This window comes from Acinetobacter lwoffii, from assembly GCF_052078135.1.
In the GTDB taxonomy this organism is placed as follows: domain Bacteria; phylum Pseudomonadota; class Gammaproteobacteria; order Pseudomonadales; family Moraxellaceae; genus Acinetobacter; species Acinetobacter lwoffii_Z.
Window position 1 is genome coordinate 26839 of record NZ_JBQGUZ010000012.1, and the last position, 24785, is coordinate 51623.

The window sequence follows — 24785 nt, forward strand, 5'->3', positions numbered from 1 at the left end:
AAACAGATCATCCAGAAGTTACCGAAAATTAAGATTAAATTGCAGGCATTGATTGTAAATTTGACTCAAAATAGTTTAATCAGGGCAAAAAGAGAATGCTGAAAAGACTTCCTTGTTTACTCAAACAGTCGCTCTTATTTTTTTGAATCTGTTTAGAGCGACTGAGGTAGCGTCGGATGATGCTCCTGAGCAAGTAAAGCGAGCAATTCTTGTTGCTGTTCCGGATTTAACTGTTGTTGAATCATTTGCAATACAGCAAGCGGTGTGATGGGTTCGGTGACCGTTTCCAATAAAGTATCTTCGGGCGAGATATCTTTATTTCGCTGCAGTTCCAGCTCTGCGTAGATCTGATCAAACTGGGTTTTCATACTTTCAAGATGAATGGGGTGCAGCTGTTTATTTTCCAGTTTCAGACATTGAAAGTCGTGCGCCTGTTCCAGTAATTCAGGCCGGTTGCCGGTCGCAATAATCTGCAAGTTGGGAAAAGCCTGATGTAGGCGTGACAGGATCATTGCTGCCATCTCCTGATCCAGTTGATGATCAATCGCATCAATCAGTAAAACGCCTGTACCTTCCTGACACGGAAATAAACTTTTGGGATTCAATAGGCAAAGACGTCGCACAATATCGCCCACCAGCGCAATCCAGTTGCGGATACTGTTGGGCAGTTGCTGGAACGTGAAAGTTTGTTGCTGATAGGTCACCATCAATTGCAGCTTGGGCTGATATTTTAAATAAATTTGACTGGCTTCTGGCAGGATCAGTGACAGAGCCTGTTTTAAAGCGGTGAGATTCGGTGCATGCAGATGTGCCTGGGCTTTCTCGATCTGCCGGGCCAGTTCATCTCCGCGAATGTTTTCAGACTGCTGCAAGGCACGCGACAAAATCTGATCCATAATCTTGGCACTTTGCGCATTTTCAATATCACTGATTTCACGAAACCATTCAAAAAAACGGGCAAAGGTGGTGAAAGGAATCGCAGCTATTTCATAAGCATGTGCGGACTGGAGAATGGCCGGGTTATTTTTGCTGAGCAGATTGACTTCATTGGTAAAGCGTTCAGCCGGATAATAGGCAATTAGCGGCAAACCGAGCAGGGGATCGTGCAAGCGGGCTTTGTGATACAGGCTGAGCACGCTTTCAAGCTGTGAGGTTTCTGCTTTGCTAAAGCCCAGACCCTGACTGTTTAGGGTCTTGTAGATTTGCCAGGAACAGCTTTGTAGGTTCGCAGGCTCGGACTGACTGGATTCTGGCAAGCTGCCCATCTCTTCAGGAAAACCAATCCGGATGTCAATTTTGGATTGCAGCCGGGTTTGCATGATGTCCTGATCTTGCATCACCAGACCGGCAGCACGGCTGTCGCGATAACGGGCTGCAAACCAGGTCAGTGCCTGATAGCTAAAACGTAAAAGCGTAGTTTTGCCAGTTCCCTGATTGCCCAGAATCAAGGTGACCGGGCATTGCGGATAATTAAACTGGAGCTGAATGTCAGAAAAATGCAGGGTGTGTTTCAGTTGAAGCGCTTGGATGTGCATAGATCACCTGTCCCATGATGTTTACATCCATGCCATGCACTTTAACCGACTGCCTGCCGAAGCGACTGCGGCATCTTGATTTTCAGTTGCTGAATCAGGTCATAAATGTGATGAATATTTAAATTCACTTTAGCACGTGTACAGGCCACGTAAAGTAATCTTAATTCTTCATCACTAATTTTATGGTCTTTTTCATTCAGCTTAAATTGATAGTCATCTTCAATATGAACCCGATCCCACTCTAAGCCTTTGGCCTTGTGCGCCGTGGAAATAATATAATCGGCCTGGGCAATTGGTGTGATTTTAGCCAGAGCTTTTTTCAGCGGATCGGTGCCATGTTCGTCCACCAGTTTGACCAGTGGCTTGATGTCACTGCCTTCATTGGTTTCACAGTATTCATGGACATCATGCCAGGAGTTAAACCAGGCCAGTTCCGGTACATCAACCACACGTTTGCCCTGTTTCAGCATGGCGGCCGCATCGACAAAACGATTCAGTTTGACGTGATCGGCTTGCAGGCTGACTTTATCGCCACGAACTAAACCTGCTAATAACAGTTCCATAGCACGGGCATTGGTCCGGCATAAAATTGCATCCCGCATTTTGGTATGCGGTTTATTCACGACTTTAGAATCTAACAACGGATTGCCAAGCAAAGGCACGGTCTCATTTAAGGCACCTAAAATGGCATTGGCATTCAGGGCAATTTCAGGACCAAAACGAAATGAGGTGGTCAGACGTGATTCAGGTAAAGGCAGTTGCTGCATGGCATTGACTGCACCACGCCAGGCATAAATCTGCTGATGGGCATCACCGACATAAATCACCTGGGTGCTGCGCTGTTTCAGTAGAATTCCCAGCATTAAGGGATCGGCATCCTGAGCTTCATCGAATAGTACATAATCGGCCGGGATGTTCGGCTCGGAAAGCGCCCAGAGTTTCAGGTAAATGTCATGACCGATGCCGGCCTGATGATTTGGATCAATCGACTCTAACCAGCGTCGTTCGACTGCCGGATAAAGTTTCTTCTGTAAAGTCTCGATATCATCCGGATGCAACCAGCTCGGTGCCTGAATATGCCGTGGGGCAGGGTATTGTGAACTGGTCGAGCAGAAATAACCAACAGCATTGGCGACTAAACTCGCCAGACGCGAAGGCATTAAGACATATTTTTCATAACGCCCCCCCATCATACGGCGCATGGTCATCGGTTCAAGCCGGTATTCTTTTGCAATAAAACTTGGACTCAAGCGCGGCAAGCGCAGTTTGTCGGTGACTCCACGTGGAACACTGCGAAACGCCAGCGAGTGAAAAGTCCGGCAATCCACACCCCGGTGGAACCTGGCCTGCGCTTCACTGGCAATGGCTTTGTTAAAGGCCAGATACATGCCGCGTTTTTGCGGCATGGCATCACTGATCATTTGCAGGGTAGTGGTTTTACCTGTACCTGCATAGGCAATCACCTTAAAGGATTTGCCCAGACGTGCGTTATCAATGGCAGTGGCCTGCTCATAGGTCGCGGTCGGTTTTTTTAAATCAGACACAGATGAATTCAAGGCTTAATGCTGACGGTTGGCTTTTTCAACCAGACCAGACAAGCCTTGGCGACGTGCCAGTTCATTTAATACCAATTGCACATCCAGGTCGAAATAACCGAGCATGACGATGGTATGGAACCAAAGATCTGCCACTTCATAGATCAGATCATTTTTATGGTCTACCGAAGCATCCTGATCAAAGTCTTTGGCTGCCAGCACAGTTTCAAAGCTTTCTTCACCCACTTTTTCCAGAATCTTGTTCAAGCCTTTATGGTAGAGCTTGGCTACATAAGAAGAATCCGGATCGGCCTGTTTGCGTTCTGCCATCATTTGGCCCAGATAAGACAAGACTTCGACCTGTTCAGATTGGGCGGTTGATGCTTCCATCACCAGTGTATGCGGATTCGCGGATTTTTCGCCATAAATCGCAGACGGATCTTTCAACTGTGCATCGACAATTTCCCAGCCATTTGGCGTGAGCTTGCGATAGAAGCATGATTCACGGCCGGTATGGCAGGCGATGCCGCCATGCTGTTCAATTTGCAGCACAATCACGTCGGCATCACAGTCCAGACGGATTTCATGTACGGTCTGAAAATGTCCTGATTCTTCGCCCTTATGCCATAACTTGCTGCGTGAACGAGAGAAATACACTGCCTGATTTTTTTCGGCAGTTAAAGCCAAGGCTTCACGGTTCATCCAGGCTACCATCAACACACGTCCAGTTTGATGATGCTGGGCAATGGCAGGGACTAATCCTTGTTCGTTAAATTTTACTTCATCGAGCCATTGCGCGTTGTTCATAAGGGTTTCCATCATTTCAATCAAAATATAAAAATACGGATAGGAAATATCCGCTGATAGTGTACGTGATCTCGCAGCATTTGCGGCAAAAATCTGTGTTGATCAGGACAGGCTGTGTCGTGGTTTTTTAAATCAGTTCACTTTATTCCAGATCTTGCAAAACTGAGACATAAAAAAGCCGCCCAGTCGGCGGCTCGTATTTCCAGCAATCATCCGTCTGAAAAATTACCAGTGTTCGCCCGGGAACAAACGTGCATATGCTTTTTGCACCAAGTTTAATTTTTGTGGTTGACCCACAGATGCAGTTGAACTTGGGAACAGGTTATAACCAATCGACATCAAGACATTGTTGATATCCGGTGCAATTGAATAGGTAATGGAAGCCAGACGGCCCAAACCGGTCGCCACTTTCTTCGGACGTTTCACAATCGCATAGGCAACCAGGTCAGCCGCCTGTTCCGGAGAGAGCGTTGGGACATATTTATAAATTTTAGTTGGCGCAATCATCGGAGTACGCACCAAAGGCATATAGATCGATGTGATTGCGATTTTATGTGAATGTACTTCTGCAGACAGGCAGCGGCTAAAGGCATCCAGCGCAGCTTTTGAAGCAACATAGGCCGAAAAGCGGGTAGCATTGGCCAGTACGCCAATTGAGCTGATGTTAATAATGTGACCCGCGCGACGAATCATCATTTGCGGCAGGATATTCATCACCAGACGCACCGCGCCGAAATAGTTCAGCTGCATGGTCCGTTCAAAATCATGAAAACGATCTACCGACTCATGCACGGCACGGCGAATCGAACGTCCTGCATTATTGATCAGAATATCAATATGATCGACTGAGGCAATAATCTGTTTGGAAACTTCATCAATCGCTTCCATATTGTTTAAATCACATGGAAAGATTGAGGCTTTGCCGCCTTTAGCTTCAATTTCTGATTTTACTTGTTCTAGGGTTTCCTGAGTACGGGCTACCAGTAAAACATGGGCACCTGCATCAGCCAGTTGATGTGCTGTCGTTAAACCAATACCGCTGGATGCACCGGTAATCAGGACGGTTTTACCTGCAACACGTTTTTCCAGTTGTTTGTGTAGTCTAGTTTTCACGTTTGTTATCCCTAATTTGAAGTCAGCGTTCAAATTATTTTTATTAAAGGTCTATGGCGCTCTAACAGAAGATGAGAGCGAAGGTGAGTCCAGATATGATAACCAATTCTTCAGGAAAATCTATAAATTAAAGTATTGAAATTAAAATAAAAATTAGAGTAATTGCTCTATTTGTGTTCACTCTTTCATTTAACTTTTAACATGAAAATAAAAAGCAAAGCAAGTGGCTGTTTTAGAAAATAAATAAAAAAACCTCATCAAAATGATGAGGTTTCGAATCGGCTCGGGCACCGTTTTTAAACGGTCGCCAGCGCCTGCTCCAGATCGGCAATCAGGTCATCAATATGTTCAATTCCAATGGATAAACGCACCATATCTTCACTGACACCTGCCGATTTTAACTCCTCGGCATTCAGCTGACGATGTGTAGTGGTCGCCGGATGACAAGCCAGACTTTTGGCATCGCCGATATTGACCAGACGGGTAAACAATTGCAGGGCATCAATAAAACGTGTGCCGCCTTCGAGACCATGTTCTACCCCAAAGGTCAAAATAGCAGACGGTTTACCTTTCACATATTTTTGTGCCAAAGCATGCTGTGGATGATCTTTCAGGCCGGCGTAATTGACCCATTTCACTTTAGGATGTTGCTGTAAATATTCCGCCACTTTCAAGGCATTTTCGGTATGACGTTCCATCCGTAGGCTTAAGGTTTCCAGACCTTGCAGAATCAGGAATACATTCTGTGGACTGATCGCAGCACCGGTATTGCGCAGTGGCACCACACGGGCACGGGCGATATAAGCCGCTTCTCCCAAAACTTCGACATAGTTCACGCCGTGGTAGCTTGGATCAGGCGTATTCAGGGCAGGGAAACGTTCAGGATATTTGCCCCACGGGAATTTGCCGCTATCCACAATAATGCCGCCAATTGAATTGCCATGACCACCGATATATTTGGTCAGGGAATGCACCACAATATCCGCACCAAAGTCGAAAGATTTTTGTAGTACTGGGGTGGCAACGGTATTGTCGACAATCACCGGTACGCCATATTCATGTGCAATTTTAGCAATGGCTTCCAGATCAATAATATTACCCAGTGGATTACCAATCGATTCGACAAAGACCAGTTTGGTTTTTTCATCAATCAAGTCACGCAGACTTTCCGGCTTTTCATAATCAAAGAAACGGACTTCAATGCCCTGTTTTGGTAGGGTATGGGCAAAGAGGTTATAGGTACCGCCATATAGCGTTGACACAGAAGCAATGTTGTCACCCGCTTCCGCAATGGTCTGAATCGCATAAGTAATTGCAGCCATGCCAGAGGCCAAAGCCAGCGCGCCAATTCCACCTTCCAGTGCTGCGACACGTTGTTCCAGAACCGCAGTGGTCGGGTTCATAATTCGGGTATAGATATTGCCCTGAACCTTTAAATCAAAGAGATCGGCCCCATGTTGAGTATTGTCAAAGGCATAAGACGTGGTTTGGTAAATCGGCACTGCCACAGCTTTGGTGGTTGCTTCTGGGGTATAACCTGCATGAATCGCAAGGGTTTCTGCTTTATAACTCATTCTGTTTGATCTTCTTGTTTAAGTTTATGGCTTGAGTGTAGCATTTTCACATATGAGTAAAAGTGCAATTTTATTGAAATAAATATATGAAATATTCATATATCGACCTGGATTTGAGTCGTTTATTTTACTGAAAACAACTGTTTAAAAAAACATCATCAATAAACTTGTAACAATGCATTGAAGTTCATGGCAATGGCTTATGTTTTCGCAGCTTTCTGCGTATAATAGCCGATTATTTTTTCGCTCATTTTTGAGCTGGGGTGGTTGTTTTAACCCCATTTGGTTTTTCAGTTGAGGAGTCCTACGTGGCCCAATATATTTACACGATGAACCGAGTGTCGAAGATGGTTCCGCCTAAGCGCGAAATCCTGAAAGACATCTCCTTATCATTTTTCCCAGGCGCTAAAATTGGTGTGCTTGGTTTAAACGGTGCAGGTAAATCTACCTTGCTTCGTATTATGGCGGGCGTAGATAAAGATTTCTCTGGTGAGGCACGTGCGCAACCGGGTATAAAAATCGGTTATCTTGAGCAAGAACCACCTTTAGATGAAACTAAAGACGTTCGTGGTAACGTCGAAGATGGTTTACGTGAACCGCTTGATGCCTTGGCACGTCTGGATGAAGTCTTTGCTGAATATGCAGCAGAAGATGCGGATTTCGATGCACTTGCGAAAGAGCAAGAGAAGCTTGAAGCGATTATCCAGACTTGGGATGCGCATAACCTTGCGAACCAGATGGATCAAGCAGCTGCAGCATTGAACTTGCCTGCTTGGGATGCAGATGTATCTAAGCTTTCAGGTGGTGAACGTCGTCGTGTGGCGCTGTGCCGATTACTTCTGTCTAAACCAGATATGTTACTTCTAGACGAACCAACGAACCATTTAGATGCTTCATCTGTATCTTGGTTGGAACGTTTCTTGAAAGACTTCCCGGGTACCATCGTCGCTATTACGCATGACCGTTACTTCCTGGATAATGTTGCAGAATGGATCCTTGAGCTTGACCGTGGTATGGGTATTCCGTATCAAGGTAACTACTCTTCTTGGCTTGAGCAAAAAAATGCCCGTTTAGAGCAAGAGAACAAGCAGGAAGAATCTTTTGCTAAAGCATTGAAAAAAGAACTTGAATGGGTTCGTTCAAATGCCAAAGGTCAGCAAAAGAAAAACAAGGCGCGTATGGAGCGTTTTGAAGAGCTTAACTCACGCGAATTCCAGCAACGTAACGAAACCTCTGAAATCTACATTCCACCTGGCCCACGTCTGGGCAACAAGGTTGTAGAAGTTGAAGGCATCAGCAAATCGTTTGGTGATCGCTTACTGTACAAAGATTTAACGTTCACAGTACCACCTGCTGCAATTGTGGGTATCGTGGGTGAGAACGGTGCAGGTAAAACCACGCTATTCCGTATGATGACTGGTGAACAGCAACCAGATACCGGTACGGTAACGCTGGGTGAATCGGTTAAAGTGGCTTATGTCGGTCAGATCCGTGACACCTTAGATAACAACAAAACCGTTTGGGAAGAAGTGTCTGGCGGTCTAGACATCTTGAAGATTGGTGATTACGAAATCGCATCTCGTGCGTATATCGGTCGCTTTAACTTTAAAGGCCAAGATCAGCAAAAACGCGTAGGTCAATTGTCAGGTGGTGAGCGTAACCGTTTACAACTTGCGAAAATCCTGCAAATGGGCGCAAACGTTATCCTACTCGATGAACCATCAAACGACTTGGATATCGAAACCTTGCGTGCACTTGAAGATGCCATTCTGGTATTCCCAGGTACTGTGATGGTGATCTCGCATGACCGTTGGTTCCTGGACCGTATTGCAACGCACATCTTGTCATTCGAAGGTGAAACACCTGAATTCTTCACCGGTAACTATGCTGAGTTTGAAGAATATCGCCGTAAGCGTGATGGTGATGATCTTGTAGCGAAGCGTCAAAAATATCGCAAAATCGGTGTTTAATCATCTCCGACTTTTGTAAATAAAAAACCAGCCTCAGGGCTGGTTTTTTTATGTTTATTATATGGTGGAGGGTAAATTAGATTTCCCACTCATGATTACATTCACGGCATTTCCATTTCTTTTGTGTTTGCATGAATGCCTGCATTGAAATTTTAAAATCAGGTAAGTCCTTATAGAACATAAAGCCTGCGATCAAAGAAAGAATAAAGACGATCACAGTCGCAGTCTGTAAAGTGGTACCTGCACCATCGCCAAAAATCCACATCGCGATGCTAATAATCACCAGCAATAGCAACAGGAACAGGGCAGGAACCAGAAACATTAAGCTTTTAGGAACCACTGGACGTGGAGCTGCTTGACCTGGCTGGGCCACTGGCATGATTTTCGGGCTTTGACACTTAGGGCAACGATATTGCATTACAACTCCAAAATTCTAAATTACTGATTATTTTATCGGAAGATGCGAAGAAACCGAAATATTGCCCAACATAAAATATACAGGCAATAAAAAACCCAAGTCGCAATGCTTGGGTTTTTTATAAGATGACCATAATATATTATGGTCATCTTGAATATGGCGTCCCTACGGGGATTCGAACCCCGGTTACCGCCGTGAAAGGGCGATGTCCTAGGCCTCTAGACGATAGGGACAATTGAGGCAAATAACACAGCTAAAGCAAGACTTGATTTGGTGGAGTCAAGGAGGATCGAACTCCTGACCTCTACAATGCCATTGTAGCGCTCTACCAACTGAGCTATGACCCCAGTCTGTGTGAGCGCTATATTAGGGATATCGCGCTCACACGTCAACACAAAAATTAATTAAGCTTAATCAACTGCTTCATTTTTCGGCAACTTTAAGCTTTCATTGAGTTTTTCCCAGACTTTCAGCTCTTTTTTGCTTGGACCACCGACAATTTCCAGCGCATGACGTAAACGTGCAAAGGTTAAATCAGGACCAATGGTCACCATCGTTTGCATCACGGGTGTAGACGCAGTCGAACCGGCGATCGCAATAAAGAACGCAGGCATGAAGTCGCGCAACTTGATTTCCATCTGTGTCGCCAAGTCCATCAAGGTCTGGCTCACCGTGTCGTTATTCCAAGTAAACAGGCTTTCTAAACGCCAAATTGCGAATTGAAGACTTTGACGTACCTGTTCATCCGACAGTTTCTTGCTTTCAAACTGTTCTTTAGACAGGGTCGGGAAATGGTTGAAATAATGTGCAGACCAGTTCACAGCTTCAGACAGCAGGTTAATACGCGGTTGAATCGCAGCTGCAATTTCTTCTAATTTGGCACGATCTGCTTTCCAGGCCAATAAGGTGTCTAGAAGTTCAGCCGGGCTGAGTGCCTTGATCCATTGACCATTTAACCAGTTCAATTTCTCAACATCAAAGATCGGACCACCGAGGGATACACGTTTGATATCAAAATGCTCAATCATTTCAGCCAAAGTGAATTTTTCACTTTCATCTGGCATTGACCAGCCCATACGACCCAAGTAGTTCAACAAGGCTTCAGGCAGTACACCGATGTCTCTGTAATAGTTAATTGAGGTCGGGTTTTTACGTTTAGACAGCTTAGATTTATCCGGGTTACGCAGCAGTGGCATGTGGCATAGTACCGGCATGTCCCAACCGAAATATTGATACAGTAACTGATGTTTCGGCGCAGATGGAATCCATTCTTCACCACGAATTACGTGGGTGATTTGCATCAAATGATCATCTACTACGTTTGCTAAATGGTAGGTTGGGAGGCCATCGGTTTTTAGCAGGATTTGCATGTCTACTTGCGCCCATGGAATTTCCACTTCGCCACGTAGCATGTCATTGAATTTACATACGCCTTCGGTTGGTACTTTCATACGGATGACGTGTGGTTCACCAGCGGCCAAACGGCGCTCAACTTCTTCTTGAGTGAGATTCAGACCGCGACCGTCATAACGTGGCGACTCACCACGTGCCTGCTGTTCTGCACGCATTTGATCCAGTTCTTCAGCAGTTGCGAAACAGTAGAAAGCATGACCTTTCTCTACCAGTTCCAAGGCATAATTTTTATAGATATCCATACGTTCTGACTGGCGATACGGCGCATGCGGGCCACCGACATCAGGACCTTCAGACCAGTTCAGACCCAACCAGCGCAATGAATCCAGGATCATTTTTTCAGATTCAGGCGTTGAGCGCAGTTGGTCAGTATCTTCAATACGAAGAATGAATTCACCGCCATGCTGTTTAGCAAAACATAAGTTAAACAAGGCGATATAGGCAGTACCTACATGCGGAAAACCAGTAGGAGAAGGTGCAATACGAGTACGAACAGTCATAGCCGGATCTAATCTTAGATATAAAATTGCAGCTATTATAGCGAAAAAGCCACATCACTTAATGCTTTATTCAACATTGAGTGATGTGGCTTTTAAATCCGGAAATATTCAGCGCTGTTGTGTTTTGGTACTGCTTAAGAATGATCGCTCGAAAAAATACTTTGTACAAAGCGGGTGAAGCGGTAATTCTGTTCTGCAAAGAAATTTTGCGAAGGTGCGACTTTAAATGCAGTCAAGACTTTTAGATTATCTTCTGTTTGAAGTGTTTTTTCAGTTTTTTGTTGCTGAATCGCTTTTTCAATCGGCGAAGTCTTGCTTTCAACAGTGCTTACTGTAGGCTTCGGCAAATCTGTCTTCACAACGACGGCATGACCGAGTTGAATCGAGAACAACATAATCAGGCTTAGGATGCTGGCTGTGAATAATGTAAATTTCATATCCAAACTTCCTCCTTACTTCGGGTTGGTTTTATTTTGTTAAAAATGTTTTTTTAATACTCTGCCTACAATTTAATCACAGTTGATCATAAAGAAGTAGAACCCAGTCACATTTTTTACAAAAGAAATAATATAACTCTGTGGAAAATTACCAAAAATCGTAATTTCCTGTTTTGGTGGCCTATTTTTAACAGACAACTGTGAAGAGAACGTGAAGAACTGTCTTATATTGTAGCAGAAGATTACTTTTCTAGCAGAATATGTATCTGGATTTAATTGTTAGAAGATATCTCAAAATCATAAATAGATTGTAGATATTGTTATAAATATATGATTGTTATGTTTATTTTTGATTTGTATAGTGCAGGTCATATAAACAATGAGTTACATCAAATGAAAAAAATAATAGCATCCGCAATCTTGACAATTTTAGTGGGAACAGCAGTACAGAATTCCATTGCCAAAGATTTCCTGAATGTCTCTTATGACCCGACCCGTGAATTTTATCAGGAATATAACGAAGAATTTGGCAAATTTTGGAAGCAGAAAACCGGACAAACGGTTAATTTTAAACAGTCGCATGGCGGTTCAGGCAAGCAGGCACGTTCGGTGGTCGATGGTTTGCAGGCCGATGTCGTAACCTTGGCCTTGGCCAATGATATCGAAGAAATCGTCAATGCAGGTTTAATCGAGAAAGACTGGCAAAAAGAGTTTCCGAGTAATTCGGCACCTTATACCTCTACGATTGTATTCTTGGTGCGTAAAGGGAATCCAAAGCAAATCAAAGACTGGAATGATCTGACCAAAGCGGGTGTGGACATTATTACCCCAAACCCAAAAACCGGTGGCGCACCGCGTTGGATCTACCTGTCTGCTTGGGGTTATGCGCTGAAACAGCCTGGCGGGAATGATGCGAAAGCCAAAGAGCTGGTGAAAAAACTTTATCAAAATGTCAAAGTGCTCGACTCCGGTGCCCGTGGTTCACTGACGACGTTTGCCGAGCGCGGTATTGGGGATGTGCTTTTATCCTGGGAAAATGAAGCCTTGCTGGCGACCCAAGGTCTGGGTAAAGACAAGTACGATATCGTTTATCCATCGATTTCAATTCTGGCCGAGCCATCGGTAGCGATTGTCGATAAAAACGTGAATAAAAATGGCACTACCCATCTGGCAAAAGGCTATTTGAACTATTTATATTCACCAAAAGGGCAGGAGCTTGCGGCGAAATATTTCTTCCGCCCGCGAGATACTAAAGTCGCTGCCAAATATTCGGTTCAGTTCCCGAAAATCCAGACCTTCACCATTGATAAAGTCTTTGGTGGTTGGGCCAAAGCGCAAAAAACACATTTTGTGAATGGAGCGATTTATGACCAGATTTACAATGAAAAAAGATAAGTAAGCGGTAGTCTAAATAGAATAAGGAAAATGGCTAAAGTGTTATCCATTTTTTTTATATCTAATGCATAAAATTCTATATATTAGAGATAAGTAGAATAATAAATAGTATTTTTCTTTTAAAAACATAATATTAATGCAGAAAAACCTTTCATTTTATCGTGTTGTGATGTTGTAGGGTGAATTGCGATAAATGATTTTATTTCATATAGTTATATCTAATGAAGATAAACTCTGTGCTGCCATGAAAACTCAATTAAAATCGTTATTTAGTGCTGCCTTATTGGCGACTGGTTTGGGTATGACCGCGACTGCTTCACAAGCAGCAGACCGTCAGTTTCTGAATGTATCCTATGATGCTACGCGTGAGTTCTATGATGAATTTAACAAATCATTTGGGGCTTACTGGAAAAACCGCACCGGTCTGGATGTGAATTTCAAGCAGTCTCATGGCGGTTCGGGCAAACAGGCACGTTCTGTGGTCGATGGCTTGAAAGGTGATGTGGTGACTTTGGCGCTGGCCAATGACATCGAAGAAATTGTGAAATCTGGTCAGATTCAGCCGGGCTGGCAAAAGGAATTCCCACATAACTCGGCACCTTATACCTCGACGATTGTATTCATGGTACGCAAGGGCAATCCGAAAGGCATCAAGGACTGGAATGACTTAACTAAACCAGGCGTGCAAATTATTACGCCGAACCCGAAAACGGGTGGTTTGCCGCGTTGGGTATATCTGTCTGCATGGGGTTATGCCGAGAAACAGCCAGGTGGTAATAAAGCCAAAGCACAGGACTTTGTCGGCAAGCTTTATAAGAACGTGAAAGTGATGGATTCTGCTGCACGTGCTTCAATGACCACCTTTGCCGAGCGTGGGATTGGCGATGTATTGCTGACTTGGGAAAATGAAGCCTTGGTCACGCAAAAAACCTTGGGTAAAAACAAGTTTGATATCGTTTATCCATCGATTACGATTTTGACTGAACCGTCAGTGGCGATTGTGGATCGTACCGTGGAGAAAAATGGCAATAAATGGTTAGCAACAGGTTATATCAATTACCTGTATTCACCGTTGGGTCAGGAAATGGCAGCTAAACATTTCTATCGTCCACGTAATGAAAAAGTATTAGCCAAATATTCAGCACAGTTCCCGAAAATCAAAACCTTTACCATTGATGAAGTCTTTGGTGGTTGGGCCAATGCACAGAAAACCCATTTTGTGAATGGTGCAATTTTCGACCAGATTTATAACAGCAAACGTTAATTGATCTGCGAAGTTATCTAGATTGAAAAAAGCCTCCAAAACTGGAGGCTTTTTTGTATGAGAAAAATGCTAAAACGGTTTTCTCTATGGAAAGTAATATTTATCTACAAAAAGTCGTTTGGAGCTTTGCCTAAACAGGGTGATAATGTGCAGTTAAATTTTTCCCCCTATTGATTGAGTTTTTATGTCACATATTTCTGTATTACTTCACGAAACGATTGATGCCTTGTTGGCGGGTCGCAATACGGGAACTTATGTGGATGGAACCTTTGGCCGTGGTGGACATACGCGTTTATTGCTGTCCAAATTAGATGAAAATGCACGTGTCTATGCCTTTGATAAAGATCCGCAAGCACTGGCTGTAGCGGCTGAACTCGAACAAGAAGATTCACGTTTTAAAATTATTCATGCCAGCTTTGCTGATCTGAAAGATGCATTGGCTGAGTTGGGCATTGAACAGGTCGATGGGTTAATGGCGGATCTCGGTGTTTCTTCACCGCAACTGGATCAAGCTGAACGTGGTTTCAGTTTTATGAAAGATGGCCCACTGGATATGCGTATGGACAACTCGCAAGGTCCGACCGCAGCAGAATGGCTGACCCAGATTGAAGAAGAAGCGCTGGCGAATATCATTTTTAAATATGGTGAAGAGCGTTATAGTCGCCGTATTGCCAAGGCAATTAAGGCTGCCGGATATATCGATACCACGGCAAAGCTGGCTGAGATCGTAAAAGTAGCGCACCCGAAATGGGAAAAAAATAAGCATGCTGCGACCCGTACTTTCCAGGCGATTCGTATTGCTATTAATAAGGAATTAGAAGATATTGAAATCTTCTTGCCTCAGGCCGTTGAAATCTTGAAACCTGAAGCGCGTTTGGCGGTAATTAGCTTCCACTCACTGGAAGACCGTTTGATTAAACAATTTATTCAAAAAGAGTCAACGCTTGAAGAAGATTCAGGCTGGGGAATGCCACAACAACAGAAAGATACGCGACGTTTAAAGAAAGTTTCTCGTGTTAAAGCCAGTGATGAGGAGGTCAAAGCCAATCCTCGTTCACGTAGCGCATGGCTGCGGGTAGCAGAACGTTTAGCTTAATAGGCAGATCATGAAAACGGAAGTGGTTGATAAAAAAACAGAAAAATTGTGGCTGAAAAAAGTTACAATCTATCTCATGCTGATACTGATGGTCTTCATCAGTGCAGTATTTGTGGTATTTCAGGTATTTGAATACCGTCAGGATAACAGAAAGCTGAGTACCTATCTGCGTGAAAGGGATGACCTGAATGCAGAGTGGGGGCGTTTGCTGATTGAGCAGCAAACTTTCGGCGCGACGGCACAGATCGGTACGCGTGCAGTGACACAGCTGCGTATGTATTCACCTCCGGTTTCACAAAGTGTCGTGATTTCCTTACCACAAACTTCAGATGAGAAAAAATAAGGCTAGCGTTCCGACATGGTAGACAAGAGAAAGAAGCAACCGGTACGTAAAAAACAATCGGTCACCGACAAAAATGCCTCAAATGTTTATATCAATCGTTTTTACATCATGTGGGCGGTGGTGTTGCTGTGTTTTGTGACACTGATTTGCCGTGCTTTCTATGTACAGATTATTAATAAAGATTTTTTGCAAAATAAAGCCAATGCCAATATTTTAAGAACCAATACTATCAAGGCGATGCGTGGCGTAATTTATGATCGTAATGGCATTCCATTGGCGATCAGTACTCCAATCATGAAAATTGTGATTGATCCACGTGATTATTTTGACAATAAAAAACTCTATGACGAGACCATGCTGGCGCTGGAAAAAGAACCGAATAGCCGCAAGCTCAAACGTCAGCTACCGGATAAAAACCTGAATCTGGATGAGCTGGCTGATGCAGTCGGTATGGATCGGGCAGAACTGCGCAAAAAAATGGAAGAACGTCCGCGTTCACGTTATCTGATCCTGAAAAAAGAAGTTCCGCCACAACAGGCCGAACTGATCATGAAACGTAATTTTCAGGGCGTATATACCGAGAAAAACTATAAACGTTATTATCCGCAGCCGCAGCCAAACTCTCAGATTATTGGCCTGACCAATAGCGAAGGCAGCGGCATTGAAGGTCTGGAAATGCAGCTGAATAGCCGTCTTTCCGGAAAGGATGGCGAGCAGCAGATCATTCGCGATAAAAAAGGCAACCGGGTCAAAGAACCTGAAGTGATTAAAGAAGTTGAGCCGGGCGAAAATATTACCCTGAGTATCGACTCGCGTCTGCAATATATTATGTACCGTGAGCTGACGGCTGCTGGTGTTGCCAATAATGCCCGTTCAGCGACTGCGATTGCGGTAGATGTCAAAACCGGTGAAATTCTGGCGCTATCTTCATGGCCATCATATAACCCGAATGATAAAAACAGCCTGCTCAACAAGGATGCCATGCGTAACCGCGGTGCAGTCGATTCGTTCGAGCCGGGTTCGACCATGAAGCCGCTGACTGTAGCGATGGCCTTGGAAAGTGGCAAATATATGGCGAATTCAGTGGTGAATACCACACCGGGCAGTATGCGGGTCGGTAATCATACCATTCGTGATACGCATAACTATGGTCAGTTGACCTTGGGTGGCATTATCCAGAAATCCTCTAACGTTGGTGTGGCGAAACTGGCCTTGTCGCTGCCGTATGAAACCTTACCAACCTTCTATAAACGTCTGGGTTTTGGTCAGCGTTCAGCAGTGAAATTCCCGGGGGAAAGTGCCGGTTTGATTCTTCCACCAAGCAAATGGAATGTATCAGAAGTGGCGACTATGTCTTATGGCTATGGTCTGAACGCCACCGTGTTACAACTGGCCGATGCCTATGCCATGTTGGCGAATAAAGGCGTAAAAATGCCGCTGAGCCTGTACAAGCTGGAAGAACAGCCGCAGGGTGAGCAGATGATTGATGCCAATATTGCCGATCAGGTCCTGCTGATGATGGAAACCGCAACCTTGCCAGGTGGTACGGCAACTCGCGCCACCATTCCAGGCTATCGCGTGGCGGGTAAAACCGGTACTGCACATAAATTGCGTGCCGACCGTAAAGGTTATTCGACCAATGAATACCGTGCATTATTTGCCGGCGTGGCACCAGTCAGTGATCCACGGATCGCCATGGTGGTGGTGGTAGAAAATCCACAAGGCACCTACTATGGCGGTACGGTATCTGCACCGGTCTTTGCCCGTGTGATGCAGGAATCCTTGCGTCTGCTGAATGTCCCTCTGGACAAACCTTTAGAACCTCCCAAAGTCCAGTAAATAGGTGATCAATGTCTATTACATTTCAAGATCTCTACACCCCTCACGATGTCGCTGACTGGATGAAGCAATCCTTTCAGGGCTTCGAGCTGGATAGCCGTAAAGTTAAACCGGGACAAATTTTTATTGCCCTGACCAGCCTGTCACAGTCAGAAAAAACCGTGCAATTCGCCCAGAAAGCTTTAGAGCACGGTGCATTGGCCGTGATTTCAGAAACTGAACTGGATGTATCTCCCAATTTGGTGGTGACAGATGTACGTCATCTAATGGGGCAATGGCAAAAGCAGTATTTACAAGCAACCCAACCCGTTACGGCTGCGCGTATTCTTGCAGTCACCGGCACCAATGGTAAAACCACGATTTCTCGCTTGGTGGCTGAATTCATCATGCTGCAAGGTAAAGCCTGTGCGTTGATGGGCACAACAGGTAATGGAATTTTACCGAACCTAGAAGCATCTTCGCATACCACCCTGGATGCCTTGCAACTGCAAAATGCCTTGCATGGCTATGCGCAGGCCGGTGCGGAGTTTGCCTCGATTGAAGCCAGTTCGCATGGTCTGGAACAAGGCCGCTTGAATGGTTGTGATATCGAGATTGCGGGCTACAGCAATTTGAGTCGTGACCATCTGGATTATCATGGAACGCTACAAGCTTATGCAGAAGCAAAGTCTGGTTTATTCCGATTTAAATCTTTAAAAGTGGCTGTCATCAATATTGATGATGAACATGCACAGATCATGCTGGATGCTGCGAAAAACAATCCGGCACAGCCTAAAATTTTGACTTATTCCACCCAGCAAAAAGCGGATTATCAGGTTCAGGATATTCAGTACAGCATTTCAGGTGCGACCTTTAAACTAAAAACTGCTTCTGCTGAATATATGGTTAACAGTCCATTGCTGGGCCATTTCAATATTGAAAATCTGGTCGCCAGTCTGATCATGGCGGAGCAGGCCGGATTTGACTTGGAAAGTTTGATTGCAACTGTGTCACAGCTCAAAGGTGCGCCCGGTCGCATGCAGGTGCTGCGTGATGGCGAACGTCTGTTTGTAGTTGATTATGCCCATACCCCGGATGCCTTGACTCAGGTTTTAGTCACTTTAAAACGCCATGTGAGCCAGAATTTATGGGCGGTCTTTGGCTGTGGGGGTGACCGTGACCGCGGTAAACGTCCATTGATGACTCAGGCTGCTTTAGATGGTTCGGATATCACAGTACTCACTTCGGATAATCCGCGGACGGAAGATCCGGCACAAATTTTTGCAGATATGAAAAATGGCATCAATTTTTCCGGCAAAACCTATCATGAAATTCATGACCGTCGCGAAGCGATCAAGTTCGCCGTTAAACACGCGCAGGCGGGTGATATTGTCGTAATTGCCGGAAAAGGGCACGAAAATTATCAGGAAATTGATGGTGTACGTCACTGGTTTGATGACGTGATCGAAGTACAAGCTGCCATTGATGCTCAGCATTGCAGTACAGATTCAGCCTATTCAGCGCATTAGGATTCAGATATGCATACCTCAACAACAAGTACTGCGGCGCTGGAGCCGTGGAGCATAGAACAATTACAACAGGCTACTCAAGGCTACTGGTTGAATGATAAAAAGCCTGCAGGCCAGATCAAGCGGATTTTGACTGATTCACGTGATGCAGAATCAGGTGATGCTTTTCTTGCGCTGAAAGGTGAGCGTTTTGACGCGCACGACTTTATTGCTCAGGTGGCCGCTCAAGGTTGTGAAATTGCCATTGTCAGCCGTCCGGTGGATGCTGATATTTGCCAGTTGGTGGTGGAAGATACCCGTTTGGCATTGGGACAGTTAGGTGCTTATCGCCGTCAGCAGAATCCTCAACTCAAAGTCATTGCCTTGACCGGCAGTAGTGGCAAGACCACGACTAAAGAAATGCTGGGAAGCATTCTGTCGCGTCTGGCACCGACCTTGGTTACGCGTGGTAATTTGAATAATGACCTCGGCGTGCCGGTAATGTTGCTTGAGCTGCGTCCTGAACATCAATATGCGGTGATGGAACTCGGTGCGAGTCATCAGGGTGAAATTGATTACACCTCGAAAATGGTGCAGCCGCATGTGGCCGGGATTATTAATATCGGGACTGCGCATTTAGGTGAATTTGGCGGCCGTGACGGAATTTGCCGTGCAAAATCCGAGATCTATGCACATATCTCTGAGACTTCGATTATTCCCGCTGCCGATGATTTTGCTGAAACCATTCGTGCTGCAGTAAAAACTGAAAAAAGCTTGAGTTTTGGTGCTGGCGGTGAAGTCTATGCCAGCGATATGGTGCTTGAAGCTCAATCTTCAAGCTTTACACTGAATACACCACAGGGCTCGAAAACAGTTCGTTTACCATTTGCCGGTGAGCATAATGTTGAAAATGCGACCGCAGCAGCAGCTTTTGCCCTGGCGATCGGTATTGGTCTGGATGATATCGTGGCCGGTCTGGAACAGGCCGTGGGCGCGAAAGGTCGTCTGAACTTTATTCCGTACAAAGACTATTTATTTATTGACGACACCTACAATGCCAATCCGGGTTCGATGCGTGCAGCGGCTGAAGTTCTGGCGCAGCAGCAGGGCATCCGGGTGATGGTCACCGGCGATATTGGTGAACTCGGTTCATCTGCCGCAATCGAGCATTACAAGCTCGGTCGGGATCTGGTCTCGGTGAAAGGCATTAATTTTGTGGTGGCTGTAGGTGAATTTGCGCCTGCCGCACAAGAAGGTGCTCGTGGTACACAATATGGTAAAAAAATGCAGGCTTTCCTGAATCAGGAGCAGGCATTACCGTTTTTAATTCGTTTGATTGAAACACATCAACCTCAGCCGATGTCATTCCTGTTTAAAGGGTCGCGTTTTACCCATATGGAAACATTGATGGCTGCATTGATGGAGAAACTCTAAATGCTGTTATGGCTCTTTGAACATTTGGCGGGCTTTGACAGCACGTTTCAGGTGGTTCGTTATTTAACTTTACGTGCTTTGCTCAGTGTCTTGACGGCATTGACCATCGGTCTGGTGCTCGGTCCTGTAATGATTCGCAAGCTTCAGGCGCTGAAATATGGTCAGGCAGTCAGCTCGTATGCCCCTGAAAACCATGCTAAGAAAATGGGCACGCCGACCATGGGCGGGGTGCTGATCCTACTTTCGATTGGTATCTCAACTCTACTCTGGGCAGATCTTTCCAATCCTTATGTCTGGATTGTACTGGGTGTAATGGTGATTTTCGGTGCCGTGGGCTGGGCCGATGACTGGATCAAAATCCGTTATAAAGACAATGCAGGTTTGCCTGCGAAGAAAAAATTCTTCTGGACTTCAGTGGGTTCGTTGGGTGCTGGTATAGCCTTGTATGTGATTGCGCAGCAACAGACCAATCCGGTGCATACTGCGAATATGCTGGATCTGCTGATTCCATTCTTTAAAGACTTAAGCATTCCATTGTCAATGATTCCGCTAGGTATTGGATTTATTATCTTTACCTATTTCGTCATTAACGGTGCATCCAATGCCGTGAACTTGACCGATGGTCTGGATGGTCTGGCGATCATGCCAATCGTGCTGGTGGCTACAGGTCTGGGCGTATTTGCCTATCTGGCCGGTGATGTGCGTTTTGCCAATTATCTGCATATTCCTTATGTGAAATATTCCTCTGAACTGGTGGTGATCTGTGCTGCCATGATCGGAGCCGGTTTAGCTTTTCTTTGGTACAATGCCCATCCAGCCCAAGTGTTTATGGGTGATGTCGGTGCTTTATCTCTCGGTGCAATGCTCGGTACGATTGCCGTCATGGTGCGTCAGGAAATCGTATTTGCGATTATGGCTGGTGTTTTTGTAGTGGAAGCGATTTCAGTATTCCTGCAGATTGGTTCATTAAGAATGCGTAATAAACGCGTATTCCTGATGGCGCCGCTGCATCATCATTATGAAAAGAAAGGTTGGCGTGAAACCCAGGTGGTGATCCGTTTCTGGATTATTACGATTATGCTGGTAGTTTTGGGTCTAATGACCTTAAAATTGCGCTAAGAAATGCATGGGAAAAAGTCGGCGCATGCCGGCTTTTTTGTTTTGGAGAAAATGATGAATTTACTCATGTGCCCAGTCTGTCGCCAGCAGTTGAGCTTAAATGAAAGAACATGGCGCTGTGAGAATCATCATAGTTACGATGTCGCCAAACAGGGCTATGTGAACCTGCATGTGGTTCAGCATAAGCACAGCAAAAACCCGGGAGATACGCCTGAGTCTGTGCAGGCACGTCGCGCATTTCTCAGTGCAGGTTGTTATGCGCCTTTGCAACAGGCCGTCGTGGAAAAGATTCGCGAGTTGCGGATTGAAAACCTTTTAGATATTGGTTGTGGCGAAGGCTATTATACGAATGCCATGCAGGCGGAAGTGCTGCAATGCGTCGGGGTTGATATTGCCAAAAATGCAGTTCAGGTGGCTGCCAAGCTGAATAAAGAGGTGACTTGGGTGGTGGGAACCGGGGCAACCTTACCAGTACTGGATGAGTCAATTGATCTCTGTACCAGCTTATTTAGTCCGATTCCCAAACAGGAAATCCTGCGGGTATTAAGGCCGAAGTCTTATTTGATGGTAGTGACGCCGGCACCACAACATTTATATGCTATGCGTGAGGCTTTATTTGAAGAAGTGAAACCACACGAGCCGCAGAAGTTTGTGGAGCAGCTGCAAGATGAGTTTAATCTGATTTGTGAACAGGTGATTGACGCCCCAATGGTTTTACCACAAGCAGATTTAAAAAATCTGATTGCGATGACGCCATATGCTTATAAGGCCAAACCTGAACGTCGTTTAGCACTCGAACAGCAGGATCAATTTAAATTGATGGCGCAATATCAGATTTACCTGTTCCAGAAAAAATAAAAAATTGCATATAAAAAAGCCCTCAACTGAGGGCTTTTTATATCAGTCAGACTACTGGATTTCTTCGATCAGATTTTCCAGAGAGTCTACCCGGTTCGGCTGAAGAGGCTGTTCTTGAGGTGCAGAACCTTCATCATCTGGTAAACGAATCGGTTGATCTGGTAAATCCTCAAAGTCAGTTTCTGTACGTTTCGGGACGACCACAGGTGCAGGACGGTAAAGTGCTGTCGCCAGAGGCGGAGAAGATGGATCATTCTGTGCTTCATCAGCCTGAACCACCTTGTTGCGATTTACCGGCGCCTTGGCATTGCGGTCTAAACGTACCCATGCTTCTGGCTGACCTTTTAATGCCTTGCCCATAAAATCGGTCCAGATCGGTAGAGCTGCCACACCACCATATTCACGGCGACCTAAGGTGGTCGGCTGGTCAAAGCCTACCCAGGTCACGGTGACTAACTTACCATTAAAGCCAGCAAACCAGGCATCTTTGGCATCATTGGTGGTACCGGTCTTCCCGCCGATATCACTACGACCAATTCTTAATGCCGCACGACCGGTACCATGCTGAATTACATCACGCAAAATGTTGGCCATGTCATAGGCAGAGCTAGATTTTAAAATACGCTGTGCCTGACGATAATTACTGTCTTCGGCAGAGACTTTAGGTGCAGCCTGTTTTTGCTCTAAAGTTGTATTGTTGATTGCAATTGCTTCGTCATCTGCGGTAATAGGGTCAGTGGTTTGCGTTGTTTCTTCTTTTGCATTGATACATGAAATGCAGGCATATTCAGGCTTGGCTTCAAAGATGGTATTGCCATAGGCATCTTCAATGCGGGTAATAAAGTGCGGCTGGATTCGGTAACCACCATTTGCAAAGGTGGCATAGCCAGTCGCCATCTGAATCGGGAGGACCTGTGGGGTGCCTAAGGCAATGGTATAGTTACGTGGAATCTGACTGTCCTGTAAACCAAAATCCATAAATAACTGACGTGTACGTTCAATCCCGACGGCCTGTAATAAGCGCACTGAGACTGTATTACGTGACAGATAAAGTGCACGACGTAGCGGGATCATGCCCAGATAACGGCCATCCGAATTACGTGGCGTCCATTTGCCAATGGTAATGGGTGCATCATTGACCATGGTATGCGGCGTCATGCCACGCTCTAAGGCCAGTGCGTAAACAAAAGGTTTAATTGTAGAACCAGGTTGACGCCAGCCTTGGGTTGCACGGTTAAATTTAGACTGATAAAAATTATACCCACCGACAATAGCCTCAATCGCACCATTATTTGGGTTGATGGCAATCAATTGTCCTTGCACATTGGGAATCTGCACCAATGACCAAGAGGTTTTATTTTCATTGGGTCTTAAGCGAACAATGTCTTTGACTTTGACAATCTCGGATGCTTTGCTCGGTGCACCACCTACACTGTTAACGTTACGAAAGCGACGCGCCCAGGACATACCTAACCAGGGAACAGTCACGCTGCTTCCGTCCTGCATGAGTGCTTCAAAACTGGAATTACCCACCTGAGTTACTTGCGCAGGATAAGTGTTGGCATAAGCACGGAAATTGTCGAGGGGTTGATCATGTGCTTCAGCACCACGCCAGCCATGTCGACGGTCATAGGCTTCTAAACCTTCCTGTACTGCTTGTTCTGCATAGGTCTGACGTTCACTATGAATGGTGGTATAGACTTTATAGCCGGAATCTACCGCCTGTTCACCAAAGTTTTGTACCAGTTCAGAACGTACCATCTCACCGACATAAGGGAATTTGTTTCGGGTGCTCCGGTCAGGCATATCCAGATTAACCGGTTCAGCAATGGCTCGCTGATACTGGCTCTGGTTCAAATAGCCCAGTTGTAGCATACGACCCAAAATCCAGTTACGACGTTCCAAGGCACGTTTGGGATTGGCGACCGGATTGTATCGAGAAGGTGCTTTAGGCAGGCCAGAGATCATGGCCATTTGTGCAATTGAAAGCTCTTCTAAGCTCTTGTTATAGTAAATTTTAGCTGCTGCGGCGATGCCGTAAGCATTTTTCCCCAAGAAAATTTTATTGACATACAGGGTCAGAATTTCTTCTTTACTTAAGTTTTGCTCAATTTTACGAGCCAGAAAAATTTCTGTCAGTTTACGCTTTAGCGTCCGTTCAGGGCTAAGGTAATAGTTTTTTGCCACTTGCATGGTAATGGTCGAACCGCCGGTCTGTACATCCGAGCCAGTCACCGTTTCACTGAGTGCGCGGCCCAAGCTTTTAAAGCTGATTCCGCTATGCTCAAAAAAGCTGGAATCTTCAGCGGCGAGGAAAGCATGAATAAATTCGGTTGGAATTTGTTCATATTTCACGGGAACAGAAAGCTTGCCTCCATATTCGGCAATTAATTCATTATCTGAACTAAAAACTTGTAAAGGCTTTAATAAAGGGGCCTTTTTAAGCGTAGACATTTCAGGCAAAGATGGGGCAATATAGAGATACATGCCATAGAAACCCATCGGAATTGAGATCAGTATAATGATAATGATCAAAAAAAATGGATGAACAAGGCCTGAACAAGATAGCTTTTTCATAACAAGTAAGTTTTAATAAGAGCTAATGGCGAACTAATTACCGGTCAGTATATCCTGTCGATATCCATATT

At 45.1% G+C, this 24785-nt stretch carries 19 protein-coding genes and 2 tRNA genes; 10 read left to right on the top strand and 11 right to left on the bottom strand.

Annotation, left to right across the window (positions count from 1 at the left end; translation table 11 throughout):
• Positions 1-152: 152 nt before the first annotated feature.
• From ACTL4S_RS09460 to ACTL4S_RS09480, 5 genes are all read right to left on the bottom strand, one after another.
• A complete protein-coding gene (locus ACTL4S_RS09460) occupies positions 153-1535 on the bottom strand; it encodes an ATP-binding protein (RefSeq protein ID WP_441299243.1) in 1383 nt (460 codons plus the stop codon).
• A gap of 41 nt (positions 1536-1576) precedes the next feature.
• The gene (locus tag ACTL4S_RS09465) at positions 1577-3079 is read right to left on the bottom strand and encodes a UvrD-helicase domain-containing protein (RefSeq protein WP_441299244.1); all 1503 of its coding nucleotides are present in this window, start codon (positions 3077-3079) and stop codon (positions 1577-1579) included.
• A gap of 15 nt (positions 3080-3094) precedes the next feature.
• On the bottom strand, positions 3095-3877 hold the full coding sequence (gene hisIE / locus ACTL4S_RS09470) for a bifunctional phosphoribosyl-AMP cyclohydrolase/phosphoribosyl-ATP diphosphatase HisIE (RefSeq protein ID WP_441299245.1): 783 nt from the start codon (positions 3875-3877) through the stop codon (positions 3095-3097).
• Between the two features lie 225 nt (positions 3878-4102).
• Positions 4103-4990, bottom strand: a complete 888-nt coding sequence (locus tag ACTL4S_RS09475; RefSeq protein ID WP_005248385.1) for an SDR family NAD(P)-dependent oxidoreductase — start codon at positions 4988-4990, stop codon at positions 4103-4105.
• Between the two features lie 296 nt (positions 4991-5286).
• On the bottom strand, positions 5287-6564 hold the full coding sequence (locus tag ACTL4S_RS09480; RefSeq protein WP_441299246.1) for an O-acetylhomoserine aminocarboxypropyltransferase/cysteine synthase family protein: 1278 nt from the start codon (positions 6562-6564) through the stop codon (positions 5287-5289).
• Positions 6565-6872: 308 nt separating this feature from the next.
• Between ACTL4S_RS09480 and ettA the strand changes: the two genes are divergently transcribed.
• Entirely contained in the window at positions 6873-8534 is a 1662-nt protein-coding gene (gene ettA, locus ACTL4S_RS09485; RefSeq protein ID WP_005263915.1) for an energy-dependent translational throttle protein EttA, read from the top strand.
• A gap of 76 nt (positions 8535-8610) precedes the next feature.
• Here ettA and ACTL4S_RS09490 read toward each other — a convergent pair whose 3' ends face one another.
• The 5 genes from ACTL4S_RS09490 to ACTL4S_RS09510 form a co-directional block, all read right to left on the bottom strand.
• Positions 8611-8952: a membrane protein gene (locus tag ACTL4S_RS09490; RefSeq protein WP_004281123.1), complete on the bottom strand. Its 342-nt coding sequence runs from the start codon at positions 8950-8952 to the stop codon at positions 8611-8613.
• Between the two features lie 157 nt (positions 8953-9109).
• Positions 9110-9185: transfer RNA gene (locus tag ACTL4S_RS09495), tRNA-Glu, on the bottom strand.
• A gap of 38 nt (positions 9186-9223) precedes the next feature.
• Positions 9224-9299: transfer RNA gene (locus ACTL4S_RS09500), tRNA-Ala, on the bottom strand.
• Between the two features lie 63 nt (positions 9300-9362).
• Positions 9363-10865, bottom strand: a complete 1503-nt coding sequence (gene gltX, locus ACTL4S_RS09505) for a glutamate--tRNA ligase (protein WP_180037263.1) — start codon at positions 10863-10865, stop codon at positions 9363-9365.
• Positions 10866-10999: 134 nt separating this feature from the next.
• Complete coding sequence (locus ACTL4S_RS09510; protein ID WP_180037262.1) at positions 11000-11302, bottom strand: hypothetical protein; 303 nt, start codon at positions 11300-11302, stop codon at positions 11000-11002.
• A gap of 393 nt (positions 11303-11695) precedes the next feature.
• Between ACTL4S_RS09510 and ACTL4S_RS09515 the strand changes: the two genes are divergently transcribed.
• The 9 genes from ACTL4S_RS09515 (at position 11696) to ACTL4S_RS09555 (ending at position 22137) form a co-directional block, all read left to right on the top strand.
• Positions 11696-12697, top strand: a complete 1002-nt coding sequence (locus tag ACTL4S_RS09515; protein WP_441299247.1) for a sulfate ABC transporter substrate-binding protein — start codon at positions 11696-11698, stop codon at positions 12695-12697.
• Positions 12698-12941: 244 nt separating this feature from the next.
• Positions 12942-13961, top strand: a complete 1020-nt coding sequence (locus ACTL4S_RS09520; protein WP_026055777.1) for a sulfate ABC transporter substrate-binding protein — start codon at positions 12942-12944, stop codon at positions 13959-13961.
• Between the two features lie 184 nt (positions 13962-14145).
• Positions 14146-15057 carry a 16S rRNA (cytosine(1402)-N(4))-methyltransferase RsmH gene (rsmH, locus tag ACTL4S_RS09525; RefSeq protein WP_312586360.1) on the top strand — a complete coding sequence of 304 codons (912 nt, stop codon included), beginning with the start codon at positions 14146-14148 and terminating at the stop codon, positions 15055-15057.
• 76 nt (positions 15058-15133) lie between these two features.
• Positions 15134-15400: a cell division protein FtsL gene (gene ftsL, locus ACTL4S_RS09530; RefSeq protein WP_370940785.1), complete on the top strand. Its 267-nt coding sequence runs from the start codon at positions 15134-15136 to the stop codon at positions 15398-15400.
• Between the two features lie 15 nt (positions 15401-15415).
• Positions 15416-17239: a penicillin-binding protein PBP3 gene (gene ftsI / locus ACTL4S_RS09535; RefSeq protein WP_441299248.1), complete on the top strand. Its 1824-nt coding sequence runs from the start codon at positions 15416-15418 to the stop codon at positions 17237-17239.
• An 11-nt stretch (positions 17240-17250) separates the two neighbouring features.
• On the top strand, positions 17251-18747 hold the full coding sequence (locus ACTL4S_RS09540) for a UDP-N-acetylmuramoyl-L-alanyl-D-glutamate--2,6-diaminopimelate ligase (protein WP_441299249.1): 1497 nt from the start codon (positions 17251-17253) through the stop codon (positions 18745-18747).
• A 9-nt stretch (positions 18748-18756) separates the two neighbouring features.
• Positions 18757-20160 carry a UDP-N-acetylmuramoyl-tripeptide--D-alanyl-D-alanine ligase gene (locus ACTL4S_RS09545; RefSeq protein ID WP_441299250.1) on the top strand — a complete coding sequence of 468 codons (1404 nt, stop codon included), beginning with the start codon at positions 18757-18759 and terminating at the stop codon, positions 20158-20160.
• Positions 20161-21279 (top strand): phospho-N-acetylmuramoyl-pentapeptide-transferase, encoded by a 1119-nt coding sequence (gene mraY, locus ACTL4S_RS09550; protein WP_441299251.1) that lies wholly within the window; start codon positions 20161-20163, stop codon positions 21277-21279.
• Positions 21280-21333: 54 nt separating this feature from the next.
• Positions 21334-22137: a putative RNA methyltransferase gene (locus ACTL4S_RS09555; RefSeq protein WP_441299252.1), complete on the top strand. Its 804-nt coding sequence runs from the start codon at positions 21334-21336 to the stop codon at positions 22135-22137.
• A gap of 51 nt (positions 22138-22188) precedes the next feature.
• Here ACTL4S_RS09555 and ponA read toward each other — a convergent pair whose 3' ends face one another.
• The gene (gene ponA, locus ACTL4S_RS09560) at positions 22189-24714 is read right to left on the bottom strand and encodes a penicillin-binding protein PBP1a (protein WP_441299253.1); all 2526 of its coding nucleotides are present in this window, start codon (positions 24712-24714) and stop codon (positions 22189-22191) included.
• Between the last annotated feature and the right edge of the window lie 71 nt (positions 24715-24785).

What these genes read in the sequence shown, in the direction of transcription:
- ACTL4S_RS09460 (WP_441299243.1), bottom strand. Translation starts at nt 1,535, where the DNA reads ATGCACATCCAAGCGCTTCAACTGAAACACACCCTGCATTTTTCTGAC.
- hisIE (WP_441299245.1), bottom strand. Translation starts at nt 3,877, where the DNA reads ATGAACAACGCGCAATGGCTCGATGAAGTAAAATTTAACGAACAAGGA.
- ACTL4S_RS09480 (WP_441299246.1), bottom strand. Translation starts at nt 6,564, where the DNA reads ATGAGTTATAAAGCAGAAACCCTTGCGATTCATGCAGGTTATACCCCA.
- ACTL4S_RS09490 (WP_004281123.1), bottom strand. Translation starts at nt 8,952, where the DNA reads ATGCAATATCGTTGCCCTAAGTGTCAAAGCCCGAAAATCATGCCAGTG.
- gltX (WP_180037263.1), bottom strand. Translation starts at nt 10,865, where the DNA reads ATGACTGTTCGTACTCGTATTGCACCTTCTCCTACTGGTTTTCCGCAT.
- ACTL4S_RS09510 (WP_180037262.1), bottom strand. Translation starts at nt 11,302, where the DNA reads ATGAAATTTACATTATTCACAGCCAGCATCCTAAGCCTGATTATGTTG.
- ACTL4S_RS09515 (WP_441299247.1), top strand. Translation starts at nt 11,696, where the DNA reads ATGAAAAAAATAATAGCATCCGCAATCTTGACAATTTTAGTGGGAACA.
- ACTL4S_RS09520 (WP_026055777.1), top strand. Translation starts at nt 12,942, where the DNA reads ATGAAAACTCAATTAAAATCGTTATTTAGTGCTGCCTTATTGGCGACT.
- rsmH (WP_312586360.1), top strand. Translation starts at nt 14,146, where the DNA reads ATGTCACATATTTCTGTATTACTTCACGAAACGATTGATGCCTTGTTG.
- ftsL (WP_370940785.1), top strand. Translation starts at nt 15,134, where the DNA reads ATGCTGATACTGATGGTCTTCATCAGTGCAGTATTTGTGGTATTTCAG.
- ftsI (WP_441299248.1), top strand. Translation starts at nt 15,416, where the DNA reads ATGGTAGACAAGAGAAAGAAGCAACCGGTACGTAAAAAACAATCGGTC.
- ACTL4S_RS09540 (WP_441299249.1), top strand. Translation starts at nt 17,251, where the DNA reads ATGTCTATTACATTTCAAGATCTCTACACCCCTCACGATGTCGCTGAC.
- ACTL4S_RS09545 (WP_441299250.1), top strand. Translation starts at nt 18,757, where the DNA reads ATGCATACCTCAACAACAAGTACTGCGGCGCTGGAGCCGTGGAGCATA.
- mraY (WP_441299251.1), top strand. Translation starts at nt 20,161, where the DNA reads ATGCTGTTATGGCTCTTTGAACATTTGGCGGGCTTTGACAGCACGTTT.
- ACTL4S_RS09555 (WP_441299252.1), top strand. Translation starts at nt 21,334, where the DNA reads ATGAATTTACTCATGTGCCCAGTCTGTCGCCAGCAGTTGAGCTTAAAT.
- ponA (WP_441299253.1), bottom strand. Translation starts at nt 24,714, where the DNA reads ATGAAAAAGCTATCTTGTTCAGGCCTTGTTCATCCATTTTTTTTGATC.